The sequence below is a fragment of the Sphingobacterium sp. genome (assembly GCF_039596235.1).
Taxonomy (GTDB): Bacteria; Bacteroidota; Bacteroidia; order Sphingobacteriales; family Sphingobacteriaceae; genus Sphingobacterium.
This window is the reverse complement of record NZ_JBCNKE010000013.1, coordinates 1-23,682: the sequence shown is the minus strand read 5'-3', so window position 1 is coordinate 23,682 and position 23,682 is coordinate 1. Positions and strand designations below refer to the sequence as shown.

General features: G+C 40.7%; 19 protein-coding genes. 8 read left to right on the top strand and 11 right to left on the bottom strand.

The window, feature by feature from the left end; genetic code table 11:
- The first annotated feature begins 76 nt into the window (after window positions 1-76).
- The 3 genes from ABDW32_RS22315 to murA all read left to right on the top strand — a co-directional run bounded on the left by ABDW32_RS22315 (window position 77) and on the right by murA (window position 4,809).
- Complete coding sequence (locus ABDW32_RS22315; protein WP_343566036.1) at window positions 77-2,356, top strand: UvrD-helicase domain-containing protein; 2,280 nt, start codon at window positions 77-79, stop codon at window positions 2,354-2,356.
- Window positions 2,357-2,408: 52 nt separating this feature from the next.
- Window positions 2,409-3,203 (top strand): DUF4290 domain-containing protein, encoded by a 795-nt coding sequence (locus tag ABDW32_RS22310; RefSeq protein ID WP_343566034.1) that lies wholly within the window; start codon window positions 2,409-2,411, stop codon window positions 3,201-3,203.
- 280 nt (window positions 3,204-3,483) lie between these two features.
- The gene (gene murA / locus ABDW32_RS22305) at window positions 3,484-4,809 is read left to right on the top strand and encodes a UDP-N-acetylglucosamine 1-carboxyvinyltransferase (protein WP_343566033.1); all 1,326 of its coding nucleotides are present in this window, start codon (window positions 3,484-3,486) and stop codon (window positions 4,807-4,809) included.
- A gap of 160 nt (window positions 4,810-4,969) precedes the next feature.
- Here the strand turns inward: murA and ABDW32_RS22300 are convergent, their stop codons facing one another.
- Window positions 4,970-5,374: a DUF5606 domain-containing protein gene (locus tag ABDW32_RS22300; RefSeq protein ID WP_343566032.1), complete on the bottom strand. Its 405-nt coding sequence runs from the start codon at window positions 5,372-5,374 to the stop codon at window positions 4,970-4,972.
- A 25-nt stretch (window positions 5,375-5,399) separates the two neighbouring features.
- Complete coding sequence (locus ABDW32_RS22295) at window positions 5,400-5,858, bottom strand: peptidylprolyl isomerase (RefSeq protein ID WP_104385786.1); 459 nt, start codon at window positions 5,856-5,858, stop codon at window positions 5,400-5,402.
- A gap of 164 nt (window positions 5,859-6,022) precedes the next feature.
- Here ABDW32_RS22295 and radC point away from each other — a divergent pair, with 164 nt between their 5' ends.
- The 4 genes from radC to ABDW32_RS22275 all read left to right on the top strand — a co-directional run bounded on the left by radC (window position 6,023) and on the right by ABDW32_RS22275 (window position 8,744).
- On the top strand, window positions 6,023-6,721 hold the full coding sequence (radC, locus tag ABDW32_RS22290) for a DNA repair protein RadC (RefSeq protein ID WP_343566031.1): 699 nt from the start codon (window positions 6,023-6,025) through the stop codon (window positions 6,719-6,721).
- 15 nt (window positions 6,722-6,736) lie between these two features.
- Window positions 6,737-7,486, top strand: coding sequence for a class I SAM-dependent methyltransferase (locus ABDW32_RS22285; RefSeq protein ID WP_343566030.1), 750 nt, complete (start codon window positions 6,737-6,739; stop codon window positions 7,484-7,486).
- Between the two features lie 227 nt (window positions 7,487-7,713).
- The gene (locus ABDW32_RS22280) at window positions 7,714-8,115 is read left to right on the top strand and encodes a hypothetical protein (protein WP_343566029.1); all 402 of its coding nucleotides are present in this window, start codon (window positions 7,714-7,716) and stop codon (window positions 8,113-8,115) included.
- Window positions 8,116-8,216: 101 nt separating this feature from the next.
- The gene (locus tag ABDW32_RS22275) at window positions 8,217-8,744 is read left to right on the top strand and encodes a hypothetical protein (RefSeq protein ID WP_343566028.1); all 528 of its coding nucleotides are present in this window, start codon (window positions 8,217-8,219) and stop codon (window positions 8,742-8,744) included.
- A 67-nt stretch (window positions 8,745-8,811) separates the two neighbouring features.
- Here ABDW32_RS22275 and ABDW32_RS22270 read toward each other — a convergent pair whose 3' ends face one another.
- From ABDW32_RS22270 to ABDW32_RS22255, 4 genes are all read right to left on the bottom strand, one after another.
- Window positions 8,812-12,126, bottom strand: a complete 3,315-nt coding sequence (locus tag ABDW32_RS22270) for an SNF2-related protein (protein WP_343566027.1) — start codon at window positions 12,124-12,126, stop codon at window positions 8,812-8,814.
- Window positions 12,127-12,137: 11 nt separating this feature from the next.
- Window positions 12,138-14,207 carry a TonB-dependent receptor gene (locus tag ABDW32_RS22265; protein WP_343566026.1) on the bottom strand — a complete coding sequence of 690 codons (2,070 nt, stop codon included), beginning with the start codon at window positions 14,205-14,207 and terminating at the stop codon, window positions 12,138-12,140.
- A 19-nt stretch (window positions 14,208-14,226) separates the two neighbouring features.
- Window positions 14,227-15,036 carry a hypothetical protein gene (locus tag ABDW32_RS22260; RefSeq protein WP_343566025.1) on the bottom strand — a complete coding sequence of 270 codons (810 nt, stop codon included), beginning with the start codon at window positions 15,034-15,036 and terminating at the stop codon, window positions 14,227-14,229.
- Between the two features lie 106 nt (window positions 15,037-15,142).
- Window positions 15,143-16,453: a BamA/TamA family outer membrane protein gene (locus ABDW32_RS22255; protein ID WP_343566024.1), complete on the bottom strand. Its 1,311-nt coding sequence runs from the start codon at window positions 16,451-16,453 to the stop codon at window positions 15,143-15,145.
- A gap of 252 nt (window positions 16,454-16,705) precedes the next feature.
- Between ABDW32_RS22255 and ABDW32_RS22250 the strand changes: the two genes are divergently transcribed.
- On the top strand, window positions 16,706-18,586 hold the full coding sequence (locus ABDW32_RS22250) for a M1 family metallopeptidase (protein ID WP_343566023.1): 1,881 nt from the start codon (window positions 16,706-16,708) through the stop codon (window positions 18,584-18,586).
- 220 nt (window positions 18,587-18,806) lie between these two features.
- Here the strand turns inward: ABDW32_RS22250 and ABDW32_RS22245 are convergent, their stop codons facing one another.
- The 5 genes from ABDW32_RS22245 to ABDW32_RS22225 all read right to left on the bottom strand — a co-directional run bounded on the left by ABDW32_RS22245 (window position 18,807) and on the right by ABDW32_RS22225 (window position 22,618).
- Entirely contained in the window at window positions 18,807-19,430 is a 624-nt protein-coding gene (locus tag ABDW32_RS22245; RefSeq protein WP_343566022.1) for an alpha-ketoglutarate-dependent dioxygenase AlkB, read from the bottom strand.
- A gap of 24 nt (window positions 19,431-19,454) precedes the next feature.
- The gene (locus ABDW32_RS22240; RefSeq protein WP_343566021.1) at window positions 19,455-20,291 is read right to left on the bottom strand and encodes a methylated-DNA--[protein]-cysteine S-methyltransferase; all 837 of its coding nucleotides are present in this window, start codon (window positions 20,289-20,291) and stop codon (window positions 19,455-19,457) included.
- A gap of 78 nt (window positions 20,292-20,369) precedes the next feature.
- The gene (locus ABDW32_RS22235) at window positions 20,370-20,657 is read right to left on the bottom strand and encodes a SelT/SelW/SelH family protein (protein ID WP_343566020.1); all 288 of its coding nucleotides are present in this window, start codon (window positions 20,655-20,657) and stop codon (window positions 20,370-20,372) included.
- A gap of 154 nt (window positions 20,658-20,811) precedes the next feature.
- Window positions 20,812-21,696, bottom strand: coding sequence for a 4,5-DOPA dioxygenase extradiol (ygiD, locus tag ABDW32_RS22230; protein ID WP_343566019.1), 885 nt, complete (start codon window positions 21,694-21,696; stop codon window positions 20,812-20,814).
- Window positions 21,697-21,784: 88 nt separating this feature from the next.
- Entirely contained in the window at window positions 21,785-22,618 is an 834-nt protein-coding gene (locus ABDW32_RS22225; RefSeq protein ID WP_343566018.1) for a helix-turn-helix transcriptional regulator, read from the bottom strand.
- Between the last annotated feature and the right edge of the window lie 1,064 nt (window positions 22,619-23,682).

Genomic DNA, 23,682 nt, shown 5'->3' with positions numbered 1-23,682 from the left:
AAGATAACTCCAGTGATCGCGGGGAAATTTGTACTTTTATACCCTATTCTCAGGTTTTAAAATTTAAGGAGTTAATTTGGATTATTTAGCGGGTTTAAACCCTTCACAACGAGGAGCCGTAGAGCAAACAGAAGGCCCTGTCATGATTGTTGCAGGAGCAGGTTCAGGAAAAACACGGGTAATTACTTATCGTGTCGCACATTTGATTCAAAAAGGCGTTGATCCATTCAATATCTTGGTCTTGACATTTACGAATAAAGCAGCCAAGGAAATGCGTGCGCGTATTGTTTCTGTCGTGGGCAGCGAAGCAAAAAATATTTGGATGGGAACATTTCACTCCGTATTCGCAAAGATACTTCGCGTAGAAGCCGAACTAATTGGATATCCGCGAAATTTTACCATATACGATACCGATGATACCAAAAGTCTGCTACGTGCCATCCTAAAGGAAATGAACCTGGATGACAAATTATACAATGTCAATCATGTTTACGGTCGGATATCCCAAGCCAAGAATAACTTGATCTCGCCACAGGAATACAATAAAAATGAAGCTATACTAGCCGAAGATATTTCGAATGGACGAGGGCAGCTGGGGCAGATTTATATGACGTATGCACAGCGTTGTTATCGCGCAGGTGCCATGGATTTTGATGATCTCCTGTTCAAAACAAATGTTTTATTGAACAAACATCCTGAGGTATTGCACAAATACCAGCATCAATTCCGGTACCTGATGGTCGATGAGTATCAAGATACAAACTTTTCACAGTACCTAATCGTAAAACGACTGGCTGCCGTCAATGAAAATATCTGCGTTGTCGGTGATGATGCACAGTCCATATATGCCTTCCGTGGTGCCAATATCCAGAATATTCTGAATTTCCAGAAAGATTACCCGGATGTGAAGATCTTTAAATTGGAACAAAATTATAGGTCCACCAAAATGATCGTCAATGCGGCCAATTCGGTGATCGCCAATAATCAGAATCAGTTGGAAAAGAATGTTTTTTCGGATAATGAAGAAGGGGAGAAAATTAAGGTTTCACGTGCTTTCTCCGATAACGAAGAGGGGAAAATCGTTGCGGATCAGATTATTGAAGAGAAATCTTTGAAGGGACTCAATTACAAAGATTTTGCGATTCTTTATCGAACCAATGCGCAATCAAGAGCGATGGAGGAGGCCCTGCGGAAGATCAATATACCTTATAAGATCTATGGTGGAACATCTTTCTACCAAAGAAAAGAGATTAAAGATCTGATTGCTTATTTCCGTCTTACTTTTAATCCCAATGACGAGGAGGCCTTGAAACGTGTCATCAATTACCCACGCCGGGGAATCGGAGATACAACCATAGAAAAGATTATGATTGCTGCCGACCAAAATCAATATCGGATATGGGATGTTGTTGCAAATGCCGCCCATTTCCTCGATGGTCGTAGTGCGACCTCAGTTGGAGGTTTTGCACAGATGATACAGAGCTTTCAGGCATTGGCTAAAAATAACAACGCATTTGATACTGCTATGCATATCGCACAGCATTGTGGTATCCTGAAAGAACTCTACGAAGATAAATCTGTTGAAGGGTTAGCGCGTTATGAAAATATTCAGGAACTACTTAACGGTATTAAGGAGTTTTCGGAACGGGAGGATATTGAAGACCGTGGTCTTGATGTTTACATGCAGGACATTGCTTTATTGACCAATGATGACAACGATAAAGATCCAAATGCAGATACGGTTTCGTTGATGACGATACACTCTTCCAAAGGACTTGAGTTTCCAATCGTATTTATTGTAGGTCTTGAAGAAAACTTGTTTCCCTCTCAGTTGTCATTGAATTCCAGATCGGAATTGGAAGAAGAAAGAAGACTTTTTTACGTTGCTGTTACCAGAGCTGAAAAAAAATTACTACTTTCGTATGCTACTTCGCGATATCGTTGGGGAACGTTGAATAATTGCGAACCCAGTCGTTTTTTGGATGAATTGAATCCTGCTTGTCTTGCGTTGGATTTTAAACCACGACAAACTTCCGCCTCAGCCGGCAGTTTTCAGGGCGAACGAATCGCATGGCAACAAAAGGATAGTGACGATGTGTTTTCGAAACCTAAGCCCAAGCCAATGGTCAAAACAACGTCGATACTGCCAAAAGCCCACAAACCTACTGCGGGTTTTGCTCCTTCTGACACATCAAATCTTCAGGTCGGCATGGAAGTTGAACATGAACGCTTTGGATTTGGTAAGGTTGTCAACCTCGAAGGAAACAAAGGAGATATAAAAGCAACTATTTTCTTTAAAGAGTTGGGGCAGAAACAATTGTTGCTTAAATTTGCAAAACTTAGAATAATTCAATAATAAAATACCAAAACGAGATCTTAACCGTTTAATAGGTACTTATATTAGCTATATGAACTTTGACTACAACAGCACTAGGCCAAAATTGATCCTTGCAGAATATGGTCGCAATGTGCAAAATATGGTAGATTACATCTGTACTTTACCCACAAAGGAAGAACGAAATAAACATGCCCAAATCGTGATCGACATGATGGGTGTATTGAATCCACATTTAAGAGACGTTTCTGATTTTAAGCACAAACTTTGGGATCATCTACAAATTATCTCAGATTTCAAGCTTGATATTGACTCGCCTTATCCTATTGCTACAGCCAAAAGTGTCAAACACGAAGTTGAACACTTAGGTTATCCTCAGCACTCGATCAAATTCAAACATTATGGATTTACAGTGGAGAAAATGATCGATAAAGCGTTGAAGGTAACTGATGAATCTAAGCGGGAACAAATGGTTATTGGTATTGCCAATTTTATGAAAATGGCGTACCTCACCTGGAACAAGGATTCCGTATCTGATGAATTGATTATACAGGATCTGAAAGAACTGTCCGGATATCAACTAACCCTGCCTGAAGGCACGGTATTGACCAAACTTGATTTTAAAACCCCGCCTCCGGGAAATCGTGTTAAAGGTCCAGCGACGACCAACTCTGGTGGAAATAATAATAACAACAGTAACAATAATAATAGCTCTTCAGGTTATCAGTCAAAAGGCAGCGGTAGTAGCAAGCCCCGTATGTCAAATAACAATAACAACATGAAGCGTAATAACTTTGGTAGTAATAACAATAATAACAACAATAGAAATAGAAAACCTCAAAATAATTACAATAATAAAAGAGGCTAGTTCTTTAAGTTTTTAGTTTAAGAAGCAGGCAATTGCGAAGTGATTCATAGATTTCTTTACAATTGCCTTCTTTATTTATAGTATGGATTTGTCTGTCAGCTCTGGTTTAGACAATGATCAATAAAAATCTGACGCGATCCGGATTTGTTGATCGGACAGCCCCATAATTTTTTTAATACAATTTTGTCGATTTTAAGAATCCCGCGGTGTCATTGAGTGACATCATAAATTAAATTAAACGCCGGGTTTTTGTTGTAATAAGAAGATATCAGTTATATAAATGAATGCATTTGAAATAATCGGTGGAAAACCGTTAAAGGGAGAGATTATTCCTCAGGGAGCAAAAAATGAAGCTTTACAAATTCTGTCAGCAGTTTTACTGACTGAGGAACCCATGACCATCAGTAATATTCCCGATATTAAGGATGTCAACAAATTAATTGATCTGTTAGGCGCGTTGGGCGTCAAGATTGATCGAATAGATAAAGATACTTACGTTTTTGAAGCGAAAGATATTAATATAGATTATTTCCAGTCGCCTGAATTTAAAGAAAAAGGTGGAGGCTTACGTGGTTCTATTATGATTGTCGGACCATTGTTGGCTAGATTCGGAAAGGCTGCCATTCCAAAACCGGGTGGTGATAAAATTGGCCGCCGACGTTTGGATACCCACTTTCTGGGCTTTGAAAAACTAGGAGCTAAATTTGTTTACGATGCTTCAACACATTTCTTTAATGTGGATGCTACCGAACTAAAAGGTAACTACATCTTATTGGATGAAGCTTCTGTTACTGGTACAGCAAACATCGTTATGGCTGCTGTATTGGCTAAAGGAACAACAACTATTTACAATGCGGCCTGTGAACCTTATTTGCAGCAGCTCTGTAAGATGTTGAACCGAATGGGCGCAAAGATATCAGGTATTGGATCCAATTTATTGACCATTGAAGGCGTGGAACGCCTTGGCGGAACATCTCACCGTATGTTGCCTGATATGATCGAGATCGGCTCTTTTATTGGTTTAGCAGCAATGACAGGTTCCGAAATTACTATTAAAGATGTTTGTTTCAAGGAGCTGGGTGTCATTCCATCGGTATTCTCACGCTTAGGGATTCAGTTTGAATTACGTGGGGATGATATCTTTATTCCTGCACAGGATTCTTACGAAATTGATACGTTTATAGATGGTTCTATTCTGACCATATCGGATGCGCCATGGCCTGGATTCACACCGGATCTATTGAGTATTATTCTCGTGGTGGCAACACAAGCAAAGGGAAATGTTTTGATCCACCAAAAGATGTTTGAAAGTAGACTGTTCTTTGTCGATAAATTGATCGATATGGGCGCGCAGATTATTTTATGTGATCCGCACCGCGCTACAGTCATTGGTTTGAACAAATCGCACACCCTGAAAGGTATCGAAATGACATCTCCGGATATTCGTGCCGGAGTATCGCTATTGATCGCTGCATTATCTGCGAAGGGAAAATCTGTGATTCACAATATCGAACAGATCGAACGTGGCTATCAGGATATCGAGGAGCGTTTACGCAAATTGGGAGCGGATATTAAGCGTGTTGACGTTGAACCAAAAGGACACTAGTCTCCATTTGGCGAAGGTAACCCATACAAGATAATTTTTATAATTAGAGCCTCGGAGAAAAACCTGAGGCTTTTTTAGGAAACTAGACAGATAACAAAACATGCATAAATAGAAAAGGAGTTGATTATATCAACTCCTTTTCTATTTATGCATGTTTTCCTTATACCAAAGGAGCTGGTGCTTCTTCTTCAAACAAAGGAAACTCTTTGATAATATTGTACCAAGTGATCACTTTTTTGATGTCGGATGTATATACACGGGATTCATCATGGCCAGGAGCTACTTCGCGGAAAAACTCTCGCAATGTCGTAGCATCCGATTTTGTGTCAGGCAAAGTCAATCCTTTTTCTTTAATAGTCTCAAATATATCCAAAAGGCGGATTTCTTCTTCGTCACCGTAGATCGTGATATCTTCCAATGTTGCCATTTTTGTTGAAGATAAACTTACCACTGTCTTAATTTTTGCTTGATCAAGGGTTTCCAGAATAAAACCACCCTTATTTTGTCCAACCAATTTGAACAATCCTGGTTTACCAGTTACAGATACTAATGCTCTTAAATTCATCTTAATTTTTTTTAAACCTCCAGAATTAATCTTCGATTACTTCAATTGATAAAATGCGGTCTCCTTGTCTGATATCGTCTACTACATCAACATTCTCGATTACTTTCCCGAAGCAAGTATGATTACGGTCTAAGTGCGCTGTGTTGTTGCGGCTATGGCAAATGAAAAATTGGGAACCACCTGTATTGCGTCCGGCATGAGCCATTGACAATACACCTCTGTCATGGTACTGATTTTCTCCTGTTAATTCACAATCGATTTTATAACCGGGGCCACCAGTTCCAGGGATACCTGCAGCGCCTTCACGTGAATTAGGACAACCACCTTGAATCACAAAATCAGGAATAACACGGTGGAAAGCCAATCCATCATAATAACCTGATTTAGCAAGTTTAATAAAATTTGCTACTGTATTTGGAGCATCAGCTGTGTAGAATTGCACAGTCATGTCGCCTTTTTCTGTTTTAATAATCGCTTTACTCATGTTCAAAAATTTTTATGAAATACAAAGATAATGTTTCAGAGTGAAATGCGAAGTAATTCGCAAATTCCATTTTTTAAAATTGCACGATTTGTAGCGGGATGACCTTAAGAATAATGTGAAATATTTTCTATATTTATGTCAGCTAGCCGGTTATAATTTAAATCATGTCAAATCTGCATAAATTAGTTATCAGGGAATGGTCCGAAGCAGATCGACCCCGCGAGAAATTAGTAAGTCAGGGAAGGAGAGCGCTTTCCGACGCGGAACTATTGGCGATTCTGATCGGCTCCGGTTCGATGGATGAAAGTGCTGTAACACTTTGCCGGCGTATTTTAGCAGATGTCAACAATAGCTTGGATACGCTTTCAAAGATGGATGTCAAAGAATTGAGCCGATATAAAGGTATTGGTGAAGCCAAAGCGATATCGATCATCGCCGCATTGGAGCTTGCACGACGCAAGAAGGAATCTCCCGCAGAGGAAAAAAAGATTTTGAATAGCAGTAAACGTGTATATGATTTTATGAAACCCATTTTACAGGATTTACCACATGAGGAGTTTTGGACACTTTACCTGAATACCGGATGCAAATTATTGGATCAGCAACTTATTGGTCGTGGCGGAAATGATTTCACTCCCGTCGATGTCCGCATCATTCTGAGAAATGCCCTTGCCGTAAAAGCTCATTCCATCATACTGATTCACAATCATCCCTCAGGGACTTTGCAACCCAGTAATGCTGACAGAATTCTGACGCAAAAAATTGTCGAAGCATCAAAAATTATGGATATTAGGGTAAATGATCACCTGATCTTCACAGACAACGGATATTATAGTTTCAGAGATGAGGATATAATGGATTAGCTATAGGAATCTAATATGAGCAAAAATAGTATTGAGCGATTTACAGACAGGGTAGTGGATTATGAAAAATTCAGACCCAATTATCCGAAGGAAATTATTCAGATTCTCAACGAAAAGATCGGCTTGAAAAAGAGCTGGCTGGTGGCAGATATCGGTAGCGGTACAGGTTTATCGACACAGCTATTTTTGGAAAATGGAAATGATGTCTTTGCCGTTGAACCAAACCGGGAGATGCGCGAATCCCTTGTCCATCATTTTAAAACTTACCGGAATTTAATTGCGTTAAATGCCACAGCCGAAAATACATCCATAGAGCCGGGTTGTGTAGATCTGATTTTCGCCGGGCAATCATTTCATTGGTTCGATCGTAGCGCCTGTTATAAGGAATTTAATCGTATTCTTACAGAAAGCGGCCATATTGTACTGGTTTGGAATCAACGCGATCCAGCAGACGCTTTCCAGCAGGAATATGAACAATTTTTACGTCAGCATATTCCGAGTTATCAATCTGTCAGTCATAAAAATATAAGCGATGAAGATCTTCGCGACTTTTTTGTGGGTAGACCGATGACGAAAGTATCTTTGCCGAATCAACAGGTGTTTGATCTGAAATCCTTTTTTGGAAGGGTCAGATCATCTTCTTATTTTCCAAAAGATGGCGATGAAAATAAAAACTTGTATGATGACCTGCGCTTACTATTTGAAAAATATGCAATTTCCCAGCGTATCGTGTTTAAATATATTACCGAGATCTATATCAGTTAAATTAAGCGAGCAGAATATTGCGGTTTTAACACTCGGCTATTTCTTTTTTATGAGGCAAAGTTAAAGCGGAAACGGATATAACACTGATAGTTAAAAAAATGTTAAACATTCCATTGAAAAAGGGACATGGCATTTTATTTGGAAGTGATTGAGGGATAAGTTAAAAAGATATGTTTGGAGTTGATTTAATATTCTTTAGACGGTTTTTAGTTTTATTGCCAATTTTCATGCTGGCAATTAGGGCAAATGGTCAACAGTTTACTTCTTTCGGTAATGGAGAAGGAAACTTTCATCTGGCGAATCGTTGGATAGATCCTTTTTTTCCTTTAAATATACATGCTAATATGGTTTCATTAGCTCCGCTCTTCAGTGATAAAACTAAGGCCCCAGTAGCGAAAGAGACCATCGATAAGGTAAATGACCGGCCAGCTGAGGTTACAAATTCCAGTGTGGAACATAATAAACCTAAAGCGGAAATAAAATACTCTTCTTCCCGTGCAAGCACCTTATATCGCGTTACTTTGGACAAGCAGCTGGATGAGCATTATGATGGAAAGCAAGTTTTTGTAGATGCAAAAGGCGTGAAATATATAATTGACTCGAAATACAGAAAGAAAATCATTAAATAATTATATATCGAGGTTAAAACTTTGTTAAAAAGGTTATTCTAAAGAAGTATTGGCATTTGTATTGTTCTTTTACTTATAATTATTTAAATAACAATTGCGTTATGAAATCAATAAATCGTTTCAAAAAGATCACAGCTGCATTAGCTTTGATAGCCACATTTGGATTGGGACAATCCTATGCGCAAACAGCTCCTAAGAAAATGGAGAAAGAAGCCAAAAAAACAGAACAAAAAGTAAAAGAAGTAAAGACTAAGGCCAACGAGACCGAAACGAAAGCGAAAGCTGCTTCTGCGAAAGCGACGGAAAAGAAAGATGCAGTAGCCAAAGAGAAATCTACCCAAGCAAAAAAAGCTGCTCAGGTGGAAACCAAAGAAAAAGCTGTAAAGAAAGAAGCAACGAAAGCTGCTGAGACAAAAACTGCTCAAGTAGCACCCCAAGAGAAAGCTGTAAAGAAAGACCTTACTAAAGCTCAAAAACAGGTGTCTGCTGTTAAAAAAGAGGCAGTAGCAACAGCTGACAAGGCAACCAGCGAAAAATATAACGGTCACACAGTTTATCTAGGTCCAAAAGGAGGTAAATATTATATCAATGGAAATGGGAATAAAACGTATATTTCCGACAAAAAATAGTATTTAAGAATATAGTATACGAAAAAGGGGCATCCATGGATGCCCCTTTTTCGTATAATCAATATTCCTACCGCAATATATTCAGGAGGTATTCCTTATCGAGGTAAAAAGTGTTTAAACTTCCACCATCTTCGAGAATAGTGCTACTGATTTCCTTTTTATGCTGTTGTAGCGTCTGGATTTTATCCTCGACAGTATTTGGGCTGATCAGACGAACAGCGGTGACATTCTTTCGTTGACCAATACGATAAATGCGATCGATCGCTTGCTGTTCTACGGCCGGATTCCACCAGGGGTCGACCAGGTAGACAACATCTGCCGCTGTAAGGTTAAGGCCTGTACCTCCGGCCTTGAGGCTGATGAGAAAAACGCGGATATTTTGGTCGGATTGGAACTCGCTGACCAGCTGCCCACGGTTTTTGGACTGACCCGTCAGCGTAAGCGACGATATTTCATTCTTATCCAATGCTTCTTTAATTAGTCGTAACATGCTCACAAATTGCGAGAATACAATGATTTTATGTTGATCTTTTTTATGTTGGATCTGTTCCACAAGCATTTCAATCTTTGCCGAATCTTCCGCCGATGTTAAGTCTTCACTTTGAAGTAATTTACTGGAATTGCAGATCTGCCGTAATTTGGTTAGACCTTTAAGGACATGCATGGGGCTTTTCTTGATTTCATCCCCATCTTTGGCCGAGATAAACTCACGGAATTCTTTTTCATAGAGGTCATAGATCCTGCGTTGCGCCGTTTTCATTTCACAATAGAGCACCAATTCATTTTTTGCGGGGAGATCATCCAGTACATCTTGCTTGGTTCTCCGCAGGATAAAAGGCTTGATTTTTTCCTTCAGCAATTTTTTTCTTTTGCGGTCGTGAAAAGCATCAATCGGTGTTGTATAGACGTCCTTAAAATACTTTTTATTCCCCAATAAACCTGGAACAGTAAAAGAAAGCTGCGCAAATAGATCCATCGTATTATTCTCAATAGGTGTGCCTGTCAGAATAATACGGTTTCTCGACCGCAATAGATTTACCGCTTTATAGCGCTGAGAATCCGGATTTTTGATGTGCTGAGATTCATCAAGTATGACATAGTTGAATGTCAGTTTCTTTAGTCTATTGATATCCGTCAATAGGTTATGGTAAGAAATAAGCACAATATCCAGTTTTTCAAACTGATCCGCTATGTCGCTTCGGTTTGGCCCTTCCAGAATCAGGGTGTTAAATGAAGGCAGAAATTGTTGAATTTCATGTTTCCAGTTAAAAATCAGTGTAGTGGGAAGGACCAACAGTGTCGGCGAAGATATCCCCTTTGCTTTTTGGGTTGCCAGAAAGGCAAGGATTTGGACGGTTTTGCCTAATCCCATATCATCGGCCAGGCAGGCCCCAAAATTTAGCTTGTCCAAAAAATTGAGCCATTGCAGTCCCTGCTGTTGATAAGGCCGTAAATCTCCTACAAAAATATCCGGTAATTGGACCGGAGGACATGTTGCCAAGGTGGAAAGTTGATTTTTTAAATGGCTGATCTCCGCTGATACTTTCTGATCAATATCTTGTTTATCAAAAAGCTGGTCTATTTCGTTAAACTTATATTTAGGTATCTGAATAAGGTCATCTTCTATAATTTCTGCTGCATTAAAGTAAGCTTCAAATTTTTCCAGCCATTCCTCAGGCAAAATACCAAGTGTACCATCATCCAGGGCGATAAATTGAGAACGGTTTCGAATGGCCTTTTCAAGTTTTTTCAATGAGACACTCTTGGGGCCAAATTTGACCTGTACAGTGGCATTAAACCAATTTTGTCCGCTTAATACTTCGATCTGTATTTTACCTTTAAACTGGCTCAGCTTATTTCCTCTTATGGTATTGAATCCAATAATCTGGATACCATGATTATGCCATTCATCGAATGCATTCAGAAACCAGTTCCTATCCATGAAATATTTACGGTGCAAATAAAGATGTTGAAAGCTATCGTCATCCAACTGTACCTGAAAGTAGGCATGTTGCTTGAGTAGCAACGAAATCACCTTGGTTTCTAATTCTTTTTTGCGTTCTACCAAAAATTGCCCCCCCTTTGCATCGGTTCCAAATATGTTTCTCTTACTCAGTATAGGAACTTCAACATCCCCATAACGCATGACCGGGATAATATTTACGAAATCTTCCGATTCTTCCAGAAAGATGATTGCCTGTATATCTTCGTAATATAGATTTTCCTTCAATTGCGGTTTGCTCGCTTTGGGGATATCTTTGAAATTTAATTCTACTGAATTGGCAAGAGGTTCTAGAAATAATTCGTTAAACTCTTTAAACTTGTTGCGATGTATGCGCAATTGATTGCCTTTGTTGCCAAATAAACGAATCAATTTGAGATGGAGTTTATTCTCTACAAGGAAAAGCTGTTTTTTTATCCGGATGAACTGATCAAAAAGAATATTCAGATCCTGCAGGTCATAAACAATACCATGCATAGATAGTTCCCCTTTGATGCTATAGAATGCATCATTTTTTTCGACAAATAATCTAATATCTCCTTTGTTTGAGCTGATCTGAATCGGGGATAATGATGTAGCTGTAATATGCTCTGCTTTCTCATAGTCGTGTAGGTAGAAATCTATTGCCAATGGATTTTTGGCGATGGCACGCAAACTCCGTTCGATGGCGACATCTGCTTGCTGTAAAGGTTGGGACAGCAGGTTGACTGCTGCAAAAAACTGGGTTTCTTCGACAGAGTCGGTCTGCCAGATGCGCGTTTGACTTTCCAGGAAGGAAATGGGATTTTTTGGGGTACCCGATTTCGAAAGCGTTGACTGACATAACAATACCTGTAATTGCTTATAGTAGCGATTGCGGGTTAATACAATAAAAGTATGTTGGTGTTCTCCGGAAGGTTTGGATTGTTTTGTCGATGGCTCGAGTAGATCAAAATCGTCTATAGAGGTGAGTTGCTTGTCTTTTAAAACGAATTGCAGCTCACCATTTTTGACCTGGGCTGAAAAGTAGTTTTCCAGGGCAGGTTCATTTTCCAAACCATATTGAACGGCAGCTTTTTTAAGTAGATTTCGATAACGGTTAAAGTCGAAAAAAGATAGCCAGTTTTCTTGTCCGAATAGCTTGGTTAATGTTGCTTTCTGGTGAGTACAAAAGCCCGTTTGCGTACAGTTGCAGAAAAGAGAAGTGACCGGTGATTTGTAAATAACCATTACCTGAAAATTCGTGTAGCTTTCGATTACCTGAAAGGTTGCCTGCTTGAATTCCATCTCCTGTACATTGATCTGGATATTTCCCAGAATAGTATCCATCCATGGAAAATAGGAATACCGACTTACTGTACCAAAATCTATTGTTGTTAATGTATGCTGATGGAATTCCATACTTGGTGAGATTAAAAATTAAAATTCATGCCGCCATAGTAATTTCGCAATGGAGCTGGATTGAAATACCGGCCACCGAAAGCATTGATGTCATTGCCTAGACTATACTTTTGGTTCAGCAGATTGTCAGCACCAGCAAAAATACCAACTTTGTACCTATGACTGATCGCTTTGCTCCAGGATATTTTGCCTTGCAAAAGGTGGTACCGTTTTGCAAACACGGTATTGGCATCGTCCAATGGTATGGCTGCGGTTAAATTGGAAAGCAGGTCCAAACGAAGCTCATAGGGGAAAAGAACATTTAAGCTGTTTACCCATACTGTTTTTGGTACCGCAGTAAGTTTGTTGCCACTGTAATCTTTATCCCCAACCCGGTAGTTTTTAAAAGAATAATTATTGATGGAGAGATTGCTCCCAACCTGTAGGCTGCGGATTAGCCCGTCCGGCTTGGGAGTTATCAAATAAAGTAGTACGGACGCTTCCATTCCCTTTTGATCTATTTTTCCTGCGTTCTGAAAATATTCTGCTCCAGTTTCGCGTACCTGCCGGATGATGGCATTATCCATTTGGTAGCTGTATGCGGCCGCATCCAATATCATTCGACGGTTCCACAGATGCCAGCGTATACCGATTTCATGGTTGGTACCGATCTCTGGCCTGAGTTCGTCATTGATCATATTATCCGATGAGCGCACTTCCGCAATTGTTGGTGCAGAAAATCCCTTTGAAATTGAAGCCCGGACTGCGAATGTTGGAGCCAGCATGTAGGAGGCGGCGGCCCGCGGCATCCAGGTGTTGCCAAAATTGATATGCGATTTATCTTTCTGTTCAATCGGATAGCCTTGTTGATAGGCTATTTTATTCGCATTGAGTCCCATGGATAATTCGACTTGTAGGTGTTCCGACCAGGCTAACTGGGCACGTGCAAAAAATGCCTGCTGACTATTTTCCAGTTTGTCTTTGGCCTGTGGATTCCCGGCCTGCCCTTGGTTATTGTCATAATTATCTATATCGTACCAGCCTTTTTGAGCTTCTAAACCCATTTGTAGCTCATATTTTACGTTTTTGTAAAGCTGATCGACGTAGGATAAATATAGTCGTGTTCCTAAGTTTTTCTCATCCCTTTTTTCATAATTGGTGATAAAGGGATTTTTGATCTGGTTGGACGAGCCGAATATATTAGCAAACAAGGTCAATTTGGAACTAATACTCGTTTGGTTGCTCACACCGCCAAAAATCGTTTTATCGTAGATTGCTGCTTTTTGTTCCGCAGCACTTGGGTTCGGCCCAGCTTTGGGACGGGATTGGCGGCGATCGCTCTCCATCTGTGTGGTCGTAAGCCCCCCGGGAGTCTGATACCCCAGGTCGGTAAAGAATCCCGTGAATTTAAGTTCAGAATGCTGGGAATAATGCCAATTATAGTTCAGCTGGATGTTTTTCCTGTTTAGCGCTGAATGTTGGCGATAACCGTCGCTGCGTGTCCAGCTCTGATTGATAGCCAATTGCTGTGTTTGCTTGATGGGAAGCACGGCATTGAGCTGCTGCTGAAACAAGCCATAAGAACCTCCCGTTAGCTGTACGTTGACTTCGGGTTTGGCCAGGGCATTAAAACCTTTGCTGTATAGTGAAATTACGCCACCGGAGTTGGCACCGTATATAGAACCATCAGGGCCTTTCAAAATATTGATCTGGTCTATCGCGTAAGGATCAATCAGATTCAGATAGGTATTTCCCCCTGCATCTGTAAGTGGAAAGTCATCCAGATAGATTTTTACATTGCGGACGCCAAACGGAGAACGGAGCATACTGCCGCGTAATGCCAAACGATAACTCCCCGGGGAGCGTTCTTCCATATGTAGTCCAGGGACCGTATTCATGACAGCGACAAGGCTCGGAGATTGCTGGGATAGGATACGCTCCTGACTTAATACGGCACCAGATGATGTAAGCCTCAGTAAAGGTTGTTTGTTAAAATAAGCTTTGATTTCGACCTGTTCAAGCCTGTTGTGCGTACTGTCAGCTGTCTGAGCATATAATTTACCGCATAGAAAAATAGCGGCAACTAGGTGTTTTTTTTTCATTGCTAATGGTAAGATAGGCTTAGTCTGCAAATTCCTGGCTAAAATATAGTTCAAAAACCGCCTTGGCCTTGTTGTATTTCAAACATTGATAATTGGCATATACCGAACTCGTCGGCATGCACAAGGTATTGGACATGTTATCCGTTGAAAAGTCCTTGCTTAAGCATCCACGTTTGAGATCGAAGCTGTTATTTGTTGAAATATTGTCAATCGAGAATGCATTTTCGTCCATCAAATAATTTGATTGACTTGAGCGTATATAATCCTCTTGATAAATTAATTCTGCTGCGATGCTGTAATCTACTGTCCCATTTGCATAATAACAATCCGATTGACGCAGTAAATTGGATACCTGTATGTCCCGATACAACGTTTTAAAAAGCTTATTTTTCTGATCAAAAAGCAGGATTTCAATCTGATGCTTTTCTGTTTCATAGACAATGTATGCGACATCATTCGCTTTATTTCCAAAAATATCTCCTTTTGCATACGCCAGGATATGAAGATTCGCATGCTGTTCAAAATAATCCTTTTGTTCTTCCCCTAGATCGCCACTTAGTTTTAGATGTAATTTTTCAAAGAGCCCCGCATCAGCTAATTTGACCAACTGTTCCCGTTGCTGACTGGCTATTTCCGTCGTCCGTGGTTTCGAATAGGTAGACGTATCAAGTACAGGAGTTCCGGTGGGGCGACTTTCCGCGATCCGTTTATTTTGACTATTGACCGCACTATCTTTGGTCGAAATAGTCCGAGGATTAGATTGCGTTATTTGCTGACAGGATATCAAACCCAAAAGCAAAATAGATAGAAAAGCCGTCTGTAAATTCATGTATTTATCTTCAATGGGGAGTCCATCTAACGGATTTTAGACAGAGTCACAATATCGGCTAATTTAATGATTTTGTAGAAAAGAACGCTTGCTGGTTCAGGTTAAATTAAAATGCTTCGTTCAATCCAAGGAAGAAGCCACGGGATCCATATTTTCCTATAGCATAGTCCAGACAAAGATTTGTTCGGGTGGCTTTGTTAAATAGGACACGTAATCCGGCACCACCCCCCGGTTGCCATCTTTCAAAGAGTTTTGTTCCCAATTCATCGCTTGCACTTTGGAGATTAAAAAATGCAGCCCCGCTTAAAAAACGATTTTTTAAAATCGGGAAACGGTATTCTGTTTCGGCATAGGCAAAAGAAAGCCCTTTGAAATAACCAATGGTATAACCACGGCCAGTCCTTACTGCAGCATCCCTTCCTGTTCCCGGAAGGTCGAAGTAGGGGAGGACACCGCCAAGTTTGTAAGAGCCCCAATACCAAAAGGCGAGTACATGTGCCGGATCGGATTGCGATAAACTAAAGTATTTACGAAAGTCGGTTGTTAGTTGGACAGCATTTTTGCTACTGCCAAGCAATGTTGTATTCCATCGCAGGCCAATATCCGAATAGATCCCCTTATAAGGTCTGTTGGGATTATCACGGGTGGTATATTGCATATTCACAAGGAGTCCGTTGGAGTTGTAGCTATCTGGAGCAAAACCATGCTTTTCGGTATAAATGGTATTTGGTGTAATATTTCCATTTGGGCCACTGCTTGTTATTTTTCGGCGCAGGTCGAATGCCAATCCTGCCCCTAAGAATAAGCCATCGGCAACTTTTTTATATACCTTTTCATTAAAAGTAAAGGCATTGTATTTGGCGCCATATTTTTTATGTTCGGGATTAGCAAGTATTTCCTCCGCCTCGTTAGTCCATTTTCCCTGTGGGGTCATGCCTAATCCAGCGTCAAGCGCAACCATTTTGACCAAGGCAAAAGCTCCTTGAAAATTCAGCTTATTGTTTGGTGTAAATACATTATGGCTTATGTAGAAAACCATGATATTCTTGGTGGTAATGGAGGCAGATGTTGCAGCAATTGACATGGTTGTCGTTTTGGGATCGCCGAGTACTTTTCCGGCAACTGCCTTGATACCTATCTGTCCGCCAATCGTCGGATTATAAGCAATGTTTGGCATCAGGGTAATCGGAGAACGTTTACTGGATCTTTCCTTTTTGCGTTTGGGGTGAATAATCCGGCCAATTAGATCCGAAATATCATATTGACTCGCCAGAATAGAATCACGTTGTTTTTTATAGAAGGAGGCCGAATCAATTTCAGTTTCGGATTGAGCCACCAGCCTATTGGATAGCAGCAGGAAGCAAGGGAGGAAAAAACAGAAAGTGAATAAATTATGATGACGTAAAAATTGCTGCATACCTTCGGGTTTATCTTCAATCTAAACGTCAAAAATATTAAAATGTTTTCTAAAGCGATAAAGCCAACTCTCTAATAGATGTATAGTAGCATAGGCTGATAGCCGTGGTAGGACCATTTGTCCACATGAATTGGCTAAAGCTTATGGTAAATGCTATGGTCAGGATTATTTTCGCCGGGAGAACAGAATCCGGTAATTAAACTTGGAAGTAAGCGCAAATTTATCTTAGTTTTGATTATCTAATTCGGAAATATGATCAGAAAAAATACCTATTGCTGCAGTTTAGCCTTACTGCTGATCACTGGCTTTGTACAAGCACAGGAACTCTATATGCCAAGAAATATTAAGCAGGCCATTGAAAAAGGTACGCGTACCATAACTGGTGTGCCGGGCAAAAATTACTGGCAAAACTTTGGGAAATATGATGTGAAAGTACAGTTGGATCCTGCTGCGAAAACAGTTCATGGAAGTGAGACAATTTTGTATACCAATAATAGCCCGGACACCTTAAAACAATTGGCGATCCGATTTGTGAATAATGTGCACAAACCTAATGCCGTGAGAGCGAATTATGCCTCTGACGACTACCTGACATCGGGACTAAACATAAAATCTTTTAAGCTCAATGGACAGGTTTATGACGTGAACAGCGGGGAATGGGGAACAGTCAAGCTGGCTGATTTTGGACAGAAAATCCTGCCCGGATCGGTGGCTACCTTAGAAATTAGCTGGGAATATCCTTTATCGGTGGAGAGCGATCGCGAAGGCCTGCTCAATGCATCTACTTTTTATTGTGCTTATTCTTATCCACGTGTATCTGTATATGATGATTACAATGGCTGGGACGTTTTGGAGCATAACGGCAGACAGGAGTTCTATAATGGTTTCAATGATTACCAGTTTGAAATTACTGTTCCTAAAAATTTTGTTGTATGGGCAACAGGCGAGCTTCAGAATGCCGCAGAGGTATTACAGAAACCGATTTTAGAACGTTTTGAGCAATCGAAGCAAAGTGATGTGCCTATTCATGTTGCCACAGCATCTGAGATGAAAGAAGGCCGGGTGACCGCACAGCAGGATTGGAACAAGTGGAGGTTTAAAGCGACTTATGTTCCTGATTTTTGTTTCAGTGTGAGTGACAATTACATTTGGGACGCCGGTAGTGTGGATTTAGGAACGAAACGCGTCAGTGTACAATCCAGTTACGTCGCCGGTACTCCTGATTTTGAACAGTATATTGGCTGGCAGCAATATTGCATCGACTGGTTTTCCAAAAATTGGCCCGGAGTGACCTATCCTTACCCGACGATGACAGCAGTACAAGGGTTTGCGGATATGGAATACCCGATGATGATCAATGATTCCAGTGTACCTGATAATTTTGTTGATGCACGACAAACAGCAGATCATGAGATAGCGCACACCTATTTCCCATTTTATATGGGAATTAATGAGACCCGATACGGCTATATGGACGAAGGCTGGGCTACTGCACTTGAGTTTTGGATTGGTAATGCGGAGATTGGAGCTGAAAAGAATAAGGAGCTCTTTAAAGACTCACGTGTGAAACGATATATTTTTGATCCGTCCACAGAAGAGGATCAACCTTTGATTACCATGACTTCGCAGTTAAATGGTCTGGGATACGGAAATAACGCTTATATTAAAGCCGCCTTATCCTATATCGCATTGCGGGATTATTTGGGGGATGCGGTATTCAAAAAAGCTTTGCATCATTATATGGATCTTTGGCATGGTAAACATCCAACACCTTGGGATTTCTTTTACAGTATCAATGCAGGAGCAGGTCAGAATTTAAACTGGTTTTGGAAGAATTGGTATTTTACCAATAATTATATTGATTTAAAGGTGGATAGTTTCAGACAATCCGGAAATAAAAATACGCTTTCGATCGCCAATGTAGGGGGATTTGCTATTCCATTTGATGTCTTGATTACCTATACGGACGGCACGGTGGAAACCAAACATCACACGCCGGCAATTTGGCAACAGCATGAAAAGCAGGCAACAGTCAGCTGGTCATCCGCAAAGAAAGTGAAGAAAATTACATTGGATGGCGGTGTTTTTATGGACTATACAGCCAAAGACAATGATTGGGAAGCTGTAAAATAACGATGTATTTATGTCCATCTCCCCATAGGAAGGAGATGGACATAAGTTGTTTTTAATTTCGGGATTGATATTGTTCGGCGATAAAACCGTCTTGGATCCGGATCCATCCATAAGATAAAGTGGGGTTTTTAATGCGTACGGTTTCAGTGCTGCTTATGCCTGCGGTTTTGATCAAAAACTTCAAACTTGACGGATAACCACAAAAATTTGCTATGTAAAATTAACTGTCCTTGCTATCATTGTCGATGGTTCTGAAAGTAAGATTGATACGTGGCATAAAAACCTTTTTTGTTGGTGGCAAGCGATGTAGCCAATAAGTCTGGGTGAGATCTTTCATGACTAGCAGACTACCATTACCCAAAATAAGATCGATCTTCTCTTTTGTTGTTTTGTGCTTGAATGCAAATTTTCTTTCGGCGCCGAAACTCAATGAAGCAATTGCCCCATTTTTCTTTAGATCTTTTTCTCCGTCGCTATGCCAGGCCATGCCTTCATCGCCATTGTGATATAAATTCAATAAGCAGGAATTATAGGTTTCCTCCGTTTTCAATTCGGCAAGTGCTTTTAGTTCGAGTAGCTCTTTTGTCCAGGGGAGGGCCTTTTTGGTGGTATTGGAATAGCTATATTCAAAAGCCTGTTCACCATACCAAGCAACTTTGCGTTTGGTGATAATTTCATTTCCAAAGATAATGGCACGATCATTTACCCATTCAATGGAATTCATTAATCGGTCAAAATAGTAATCCGCTTGTGTATGATCTAGTATTTTACCATAGTAATTGACCGTCCCATCGTAGGGGAGTATGTTTTTTTTCCCATCAAAAAGATTGTCGAAGAGTTCCATGCTATTCTTTGTTGTTATGTTTCTTTAAATCGCGGTATGTAGGCTTTCCCAGCCGATCATTGCTGTCTTTCGCATCGGATCCCAACGATAGCCGCCGAAAATACCACTGTTTTGGATAACCCGATGGCAGGGGATCAGGTATGCGATGGGATTGCTGCCGACGGCGGTACCTACGGCGCGCGAAGCCTTGGGATTTCCAATCTGAGAAGCGATGGAACCGTAAGTACTTAAATTACCCATCGGGATCTTTAGCAGGGCTTCCCATACTTTCAATTGAAACTCCGTTCCCTTGAGGTGCAATTTCACCTGACCAATGTCGCCATCCTGTGGATTTAGTGCTTTGAGTGCATTTTCGTGCATAACGTGTCTTTGCTGCATAAATTTAGCGTTAGGAAAACGCCTTTGGAGTGCTTTGAATGCAGATTCTTTATCTTCTTCGTATGCAATATGACAGATACCTTTGGCGGTGGAAGCGATGATAATAGGGCCAAAAAGTGTATCGTAGTAATCATATGAAATGAGCAGGTTGGCGCCTTCGTTCTTGTACTCAGCAGGAGTCATTCCTTCGATATTGATAAAAAGTTCGTGCAACCTACTGCTACTTGAAAGTCCCAATTGAAATGTGGTTTCTGCAATATTGTTTTTCTTCAATAATGATTTGGCGTGATTTAAACTGATATATTGCAGAAATTTCTTTGGGCTTGTACCTGCCCAGGCCGTAAACATGCGTTGGAAATGAGCTTCACTCATATAGACATGGGAAGCGATCTGCCCTAAGGTGGGTTGAGTTCTAAAATTTTCCTGTAAAAAATGTATAGCCTTGGCGATACGTTGAAAATCTACTTCTTGTTGAATAGTCATGATCTGTCATTTTGTTTATACAAAGTTGCTAAGAAGAAGAAGTCTATAAAATCCGATTTATGCTATAGTGAACAAATGTTATGATGTTTTGTCCGAATGTCCTAATGATTTTGAGGGTGCAACGATATCACGGATCAATTGCTTAAGCTCTTTGATCTCTGGAAACCTGCCAGCTCTCTTTCGATCAAAGATTTCTTCCCCATCTATGCGTATGGTATAACGGCCGGAAATTTCACTCGGAATAAGCAGGACGCCATGGATCTCTTCGGTAAACGAGCTGAGGATTTCCTGCGACATATAGGCCGCGCGCAACATCCAATTGCATTTTGGACAGTATTCGATTTCGATAACGGGTTTTGTTGCCATGATGTAAGTTAAGCTATTATGCTTTCTGTAAAACAAATGTACCGATCTTGCTGCTGCTATCAAAGCATCTCTACGAAATCATCCCTTGGGCCTTGCGCTACATTATTTGCTTGAATTGTGAAGAAGGGTTTCTATGACATTACCGTATTTTTCATTAACCTATTTTTAAAGAGGTCATGGTGAGGGAACCCGCTACAGCATTGTCATTGAACAACAATATATCTTCATTTTTTTCCTGTAAAGCCAATGTATAGATTAAAGGGAGATAGTGTTCTGGGGTAGGGATAGCCAGATCAAACTCTTTTCCCTGCTTTCTGAAATCAATTAGCGCCTGATGGTTGCCATCCAGGATAAACTTTTTCATCTTATCATTGGCAACGGTTGCCCACTCGTAAGCATATCCTGTTGTATTGAGTTTGTCCCAGGCCACCATTCGGAGATTATGAACCATATTTCCACTTCCGATAATGAGGACGCCTTTTTTGCGTAGTTCAGCCAGCTGCTGTGCAATTTCGTAATGATAGGAAGCCGGTTGGGTATAGTCGATACTCATCTGAATAATGGGCACGTCAGCATTTGGATATAAATGTTTGACAACAGACCATGAACCGTGATCCAATCCCCATTTATCGTCAAGATGTACCTCGGTTTTGGTAATAATACGCTGTGTTTCGTGTGCTAAAGAAGGACTTCCGGGGGCAGGATATTGTACGTCAAACAGAGCCTGGGGGAAACCTCCAAAGTCATGGATGGTAGCCGGATGCTCCATGGCGGTAACAAATGTTCCACGTGTCTCCCAATGCGCGGAGATAACCAGGATTGCTTTCGGTTTTTCGAATGTTTGTCCTATTTTTCTGAATCCTTGCACAAATTCATTTTCTTCAATGGCATTCATGGGGCTGCCGTGCCCTAAAAAAAGAACTGGAAATTTATCTGTTGCCGTAAGTTCAGTAGACAATTTACGTAATGAACTTGCGGGACTGGCTAAGCTTGATAAGGGGAATGTTGCCATCATTTTTATAAAATCCTTTCTACGCATTTGAATATTTCTAATAGCGTTACTTGTTATTACAAAATTAAGTAGAGTCGGGTGAGAGGAGGTATTGTTTTTTAGTCGATCTGTTGTATTATTCGGAAATGAGCTTCTGCATTTCATTTCTAAATTCAGATGGGGTCATGCCGGCTTTCTTTTTGAAAACGTTGGTGAAATAAGATTTTTCCTGATAGCCTAATTCAAAGCCGATTTCTGAAATGGTCTTATTTGTTGTTAGCAACAGATTTTTGGCTTCGGTCAGCTTTCTTGTTTCAATGATTTCCGATACGCTCTGTTGTAGTATACTTTGACAAATCAGATTTAAATTGCGTGCGGACATAAAAAGTTTTTCCGCGTAATAGTTTACACCTTCCGGTCGTCGGTAATTCTCTTCCAATATAGATAGAAAGCTGCTGAACGTCGTACTTTGGTTTTTCAATTGTTGTTGCGTATCCGGAAATTGTTTTTTTCGTTCTGACTCGATCATAATAAAAATTGTACTCAACAATTGCTTGATTACGGCATAATCAACTATGGCCTGTTGTGTTTCCTGTTGTATCATTTGGCAGAGGATGACCAATCTGGAAAAACAGGGCGGCTGGAAAAAAGTTAATGTCGAATTTTCATGAAAATGCGCATAGAGCTGGAATGTGGTTTCGGGAATGAATTCGCTTTTAAACCGGAGCACCCAAAAGTCGATCTCTTGATCCAGAAGGAGAGGGGTTACCCGGTGGTTTTTGCCCTGCGCGACAAAACTGACGAAAGGAGCCTGATATGTTTTCGACTTAAAATCGATGAAATGTTCTAATTGTCCCTTGACGCCAATAATCAGTTCTTCGAAATCATGTTGATGGATTTCATTTTTCGACTCTTGGATGCGCAGTGCTTCTTTCGCATCGACTTGATATATCTTGAAAAGTTCGTTCAAAACTGTTTACAGCGATTAAATATTCCTTATTATCCAAACTTAGATAAATTGCTTTTGATATACAATATAATTGCACTTCCTATAAAAACAATTATTCGGTCTATTCTTCGCCACTGGGATTTTTTTATGTGAAAATACACGGTCTGATTTTTCCCGTTTTTTGATTCGTAATTTTTGGCTTTCCACTTTAATAGCCCCGTTCCGGGCGAGTTGTATACATTTGAACGCTTTTCATTGTTTTTTCAGTTCCCCTCCTGCCGTTGTGCATCCTGCATCGGGGAGAGGTAAGCTAATAGGCTGACCCTTCGGGCCGGACACAAAAGTCAAAACCCATTTCCCCACTTGTACGCTATCCGCTTTTGACCATGGTATCACCTGCTTATATACAACTTAACCAATAACTTAGTGATAGTTTAGATTTAAGATAGGATTTAATTAGGTATTCATTAGCTTTTACCTAAACTATACCTAAACTATACCTAAACAAACCTTAACTAAACCCTAACTAAACCCTAACCAAATAGTTACTCTGTAAGCACGCTGACCCGGCCTATTGGTACCTGTTTTCTGCCGAGATTAGTATACTCCTGGGCTGTCCGCCTTTATCTATTGTTTGATACCCCAACCGTTCGCGCCGATGCCTGCCCCATATCCCTACATAACCGGCCTTTTGGCGCTGCGGAATTAAATCCCTTGACCTTGCCATACTTTCTGCTGCGCGGCCAGCCCAACCGTTCGCCTGGGTGCCCGCCACATCTCCCTACATAACCGGCCTTTTGGCGCTGCCGGGAGTAATTCCCCTGGCCTTACCGTAATTTTCACCGCGGGGCCAGCGCCAACCTTCAGCGCAGATCCGTAGCGGTCCTATGCTGACCGGCCTTTTTTGGCCTTACCGCACACCCTTTGCCGTCACCGTACACCCTTTGCCGCCACCGTGCCCCGCCGGAGCCCACCGGACCCCGTGCGGGATCCCGTTTCACAAAAACAATCCCCCAAGGGTACAGCCAGTTAGCGGAAAAATGAAATAAATAAGAACAAAAGGCTTGGAAGTTTGTTAACAATCT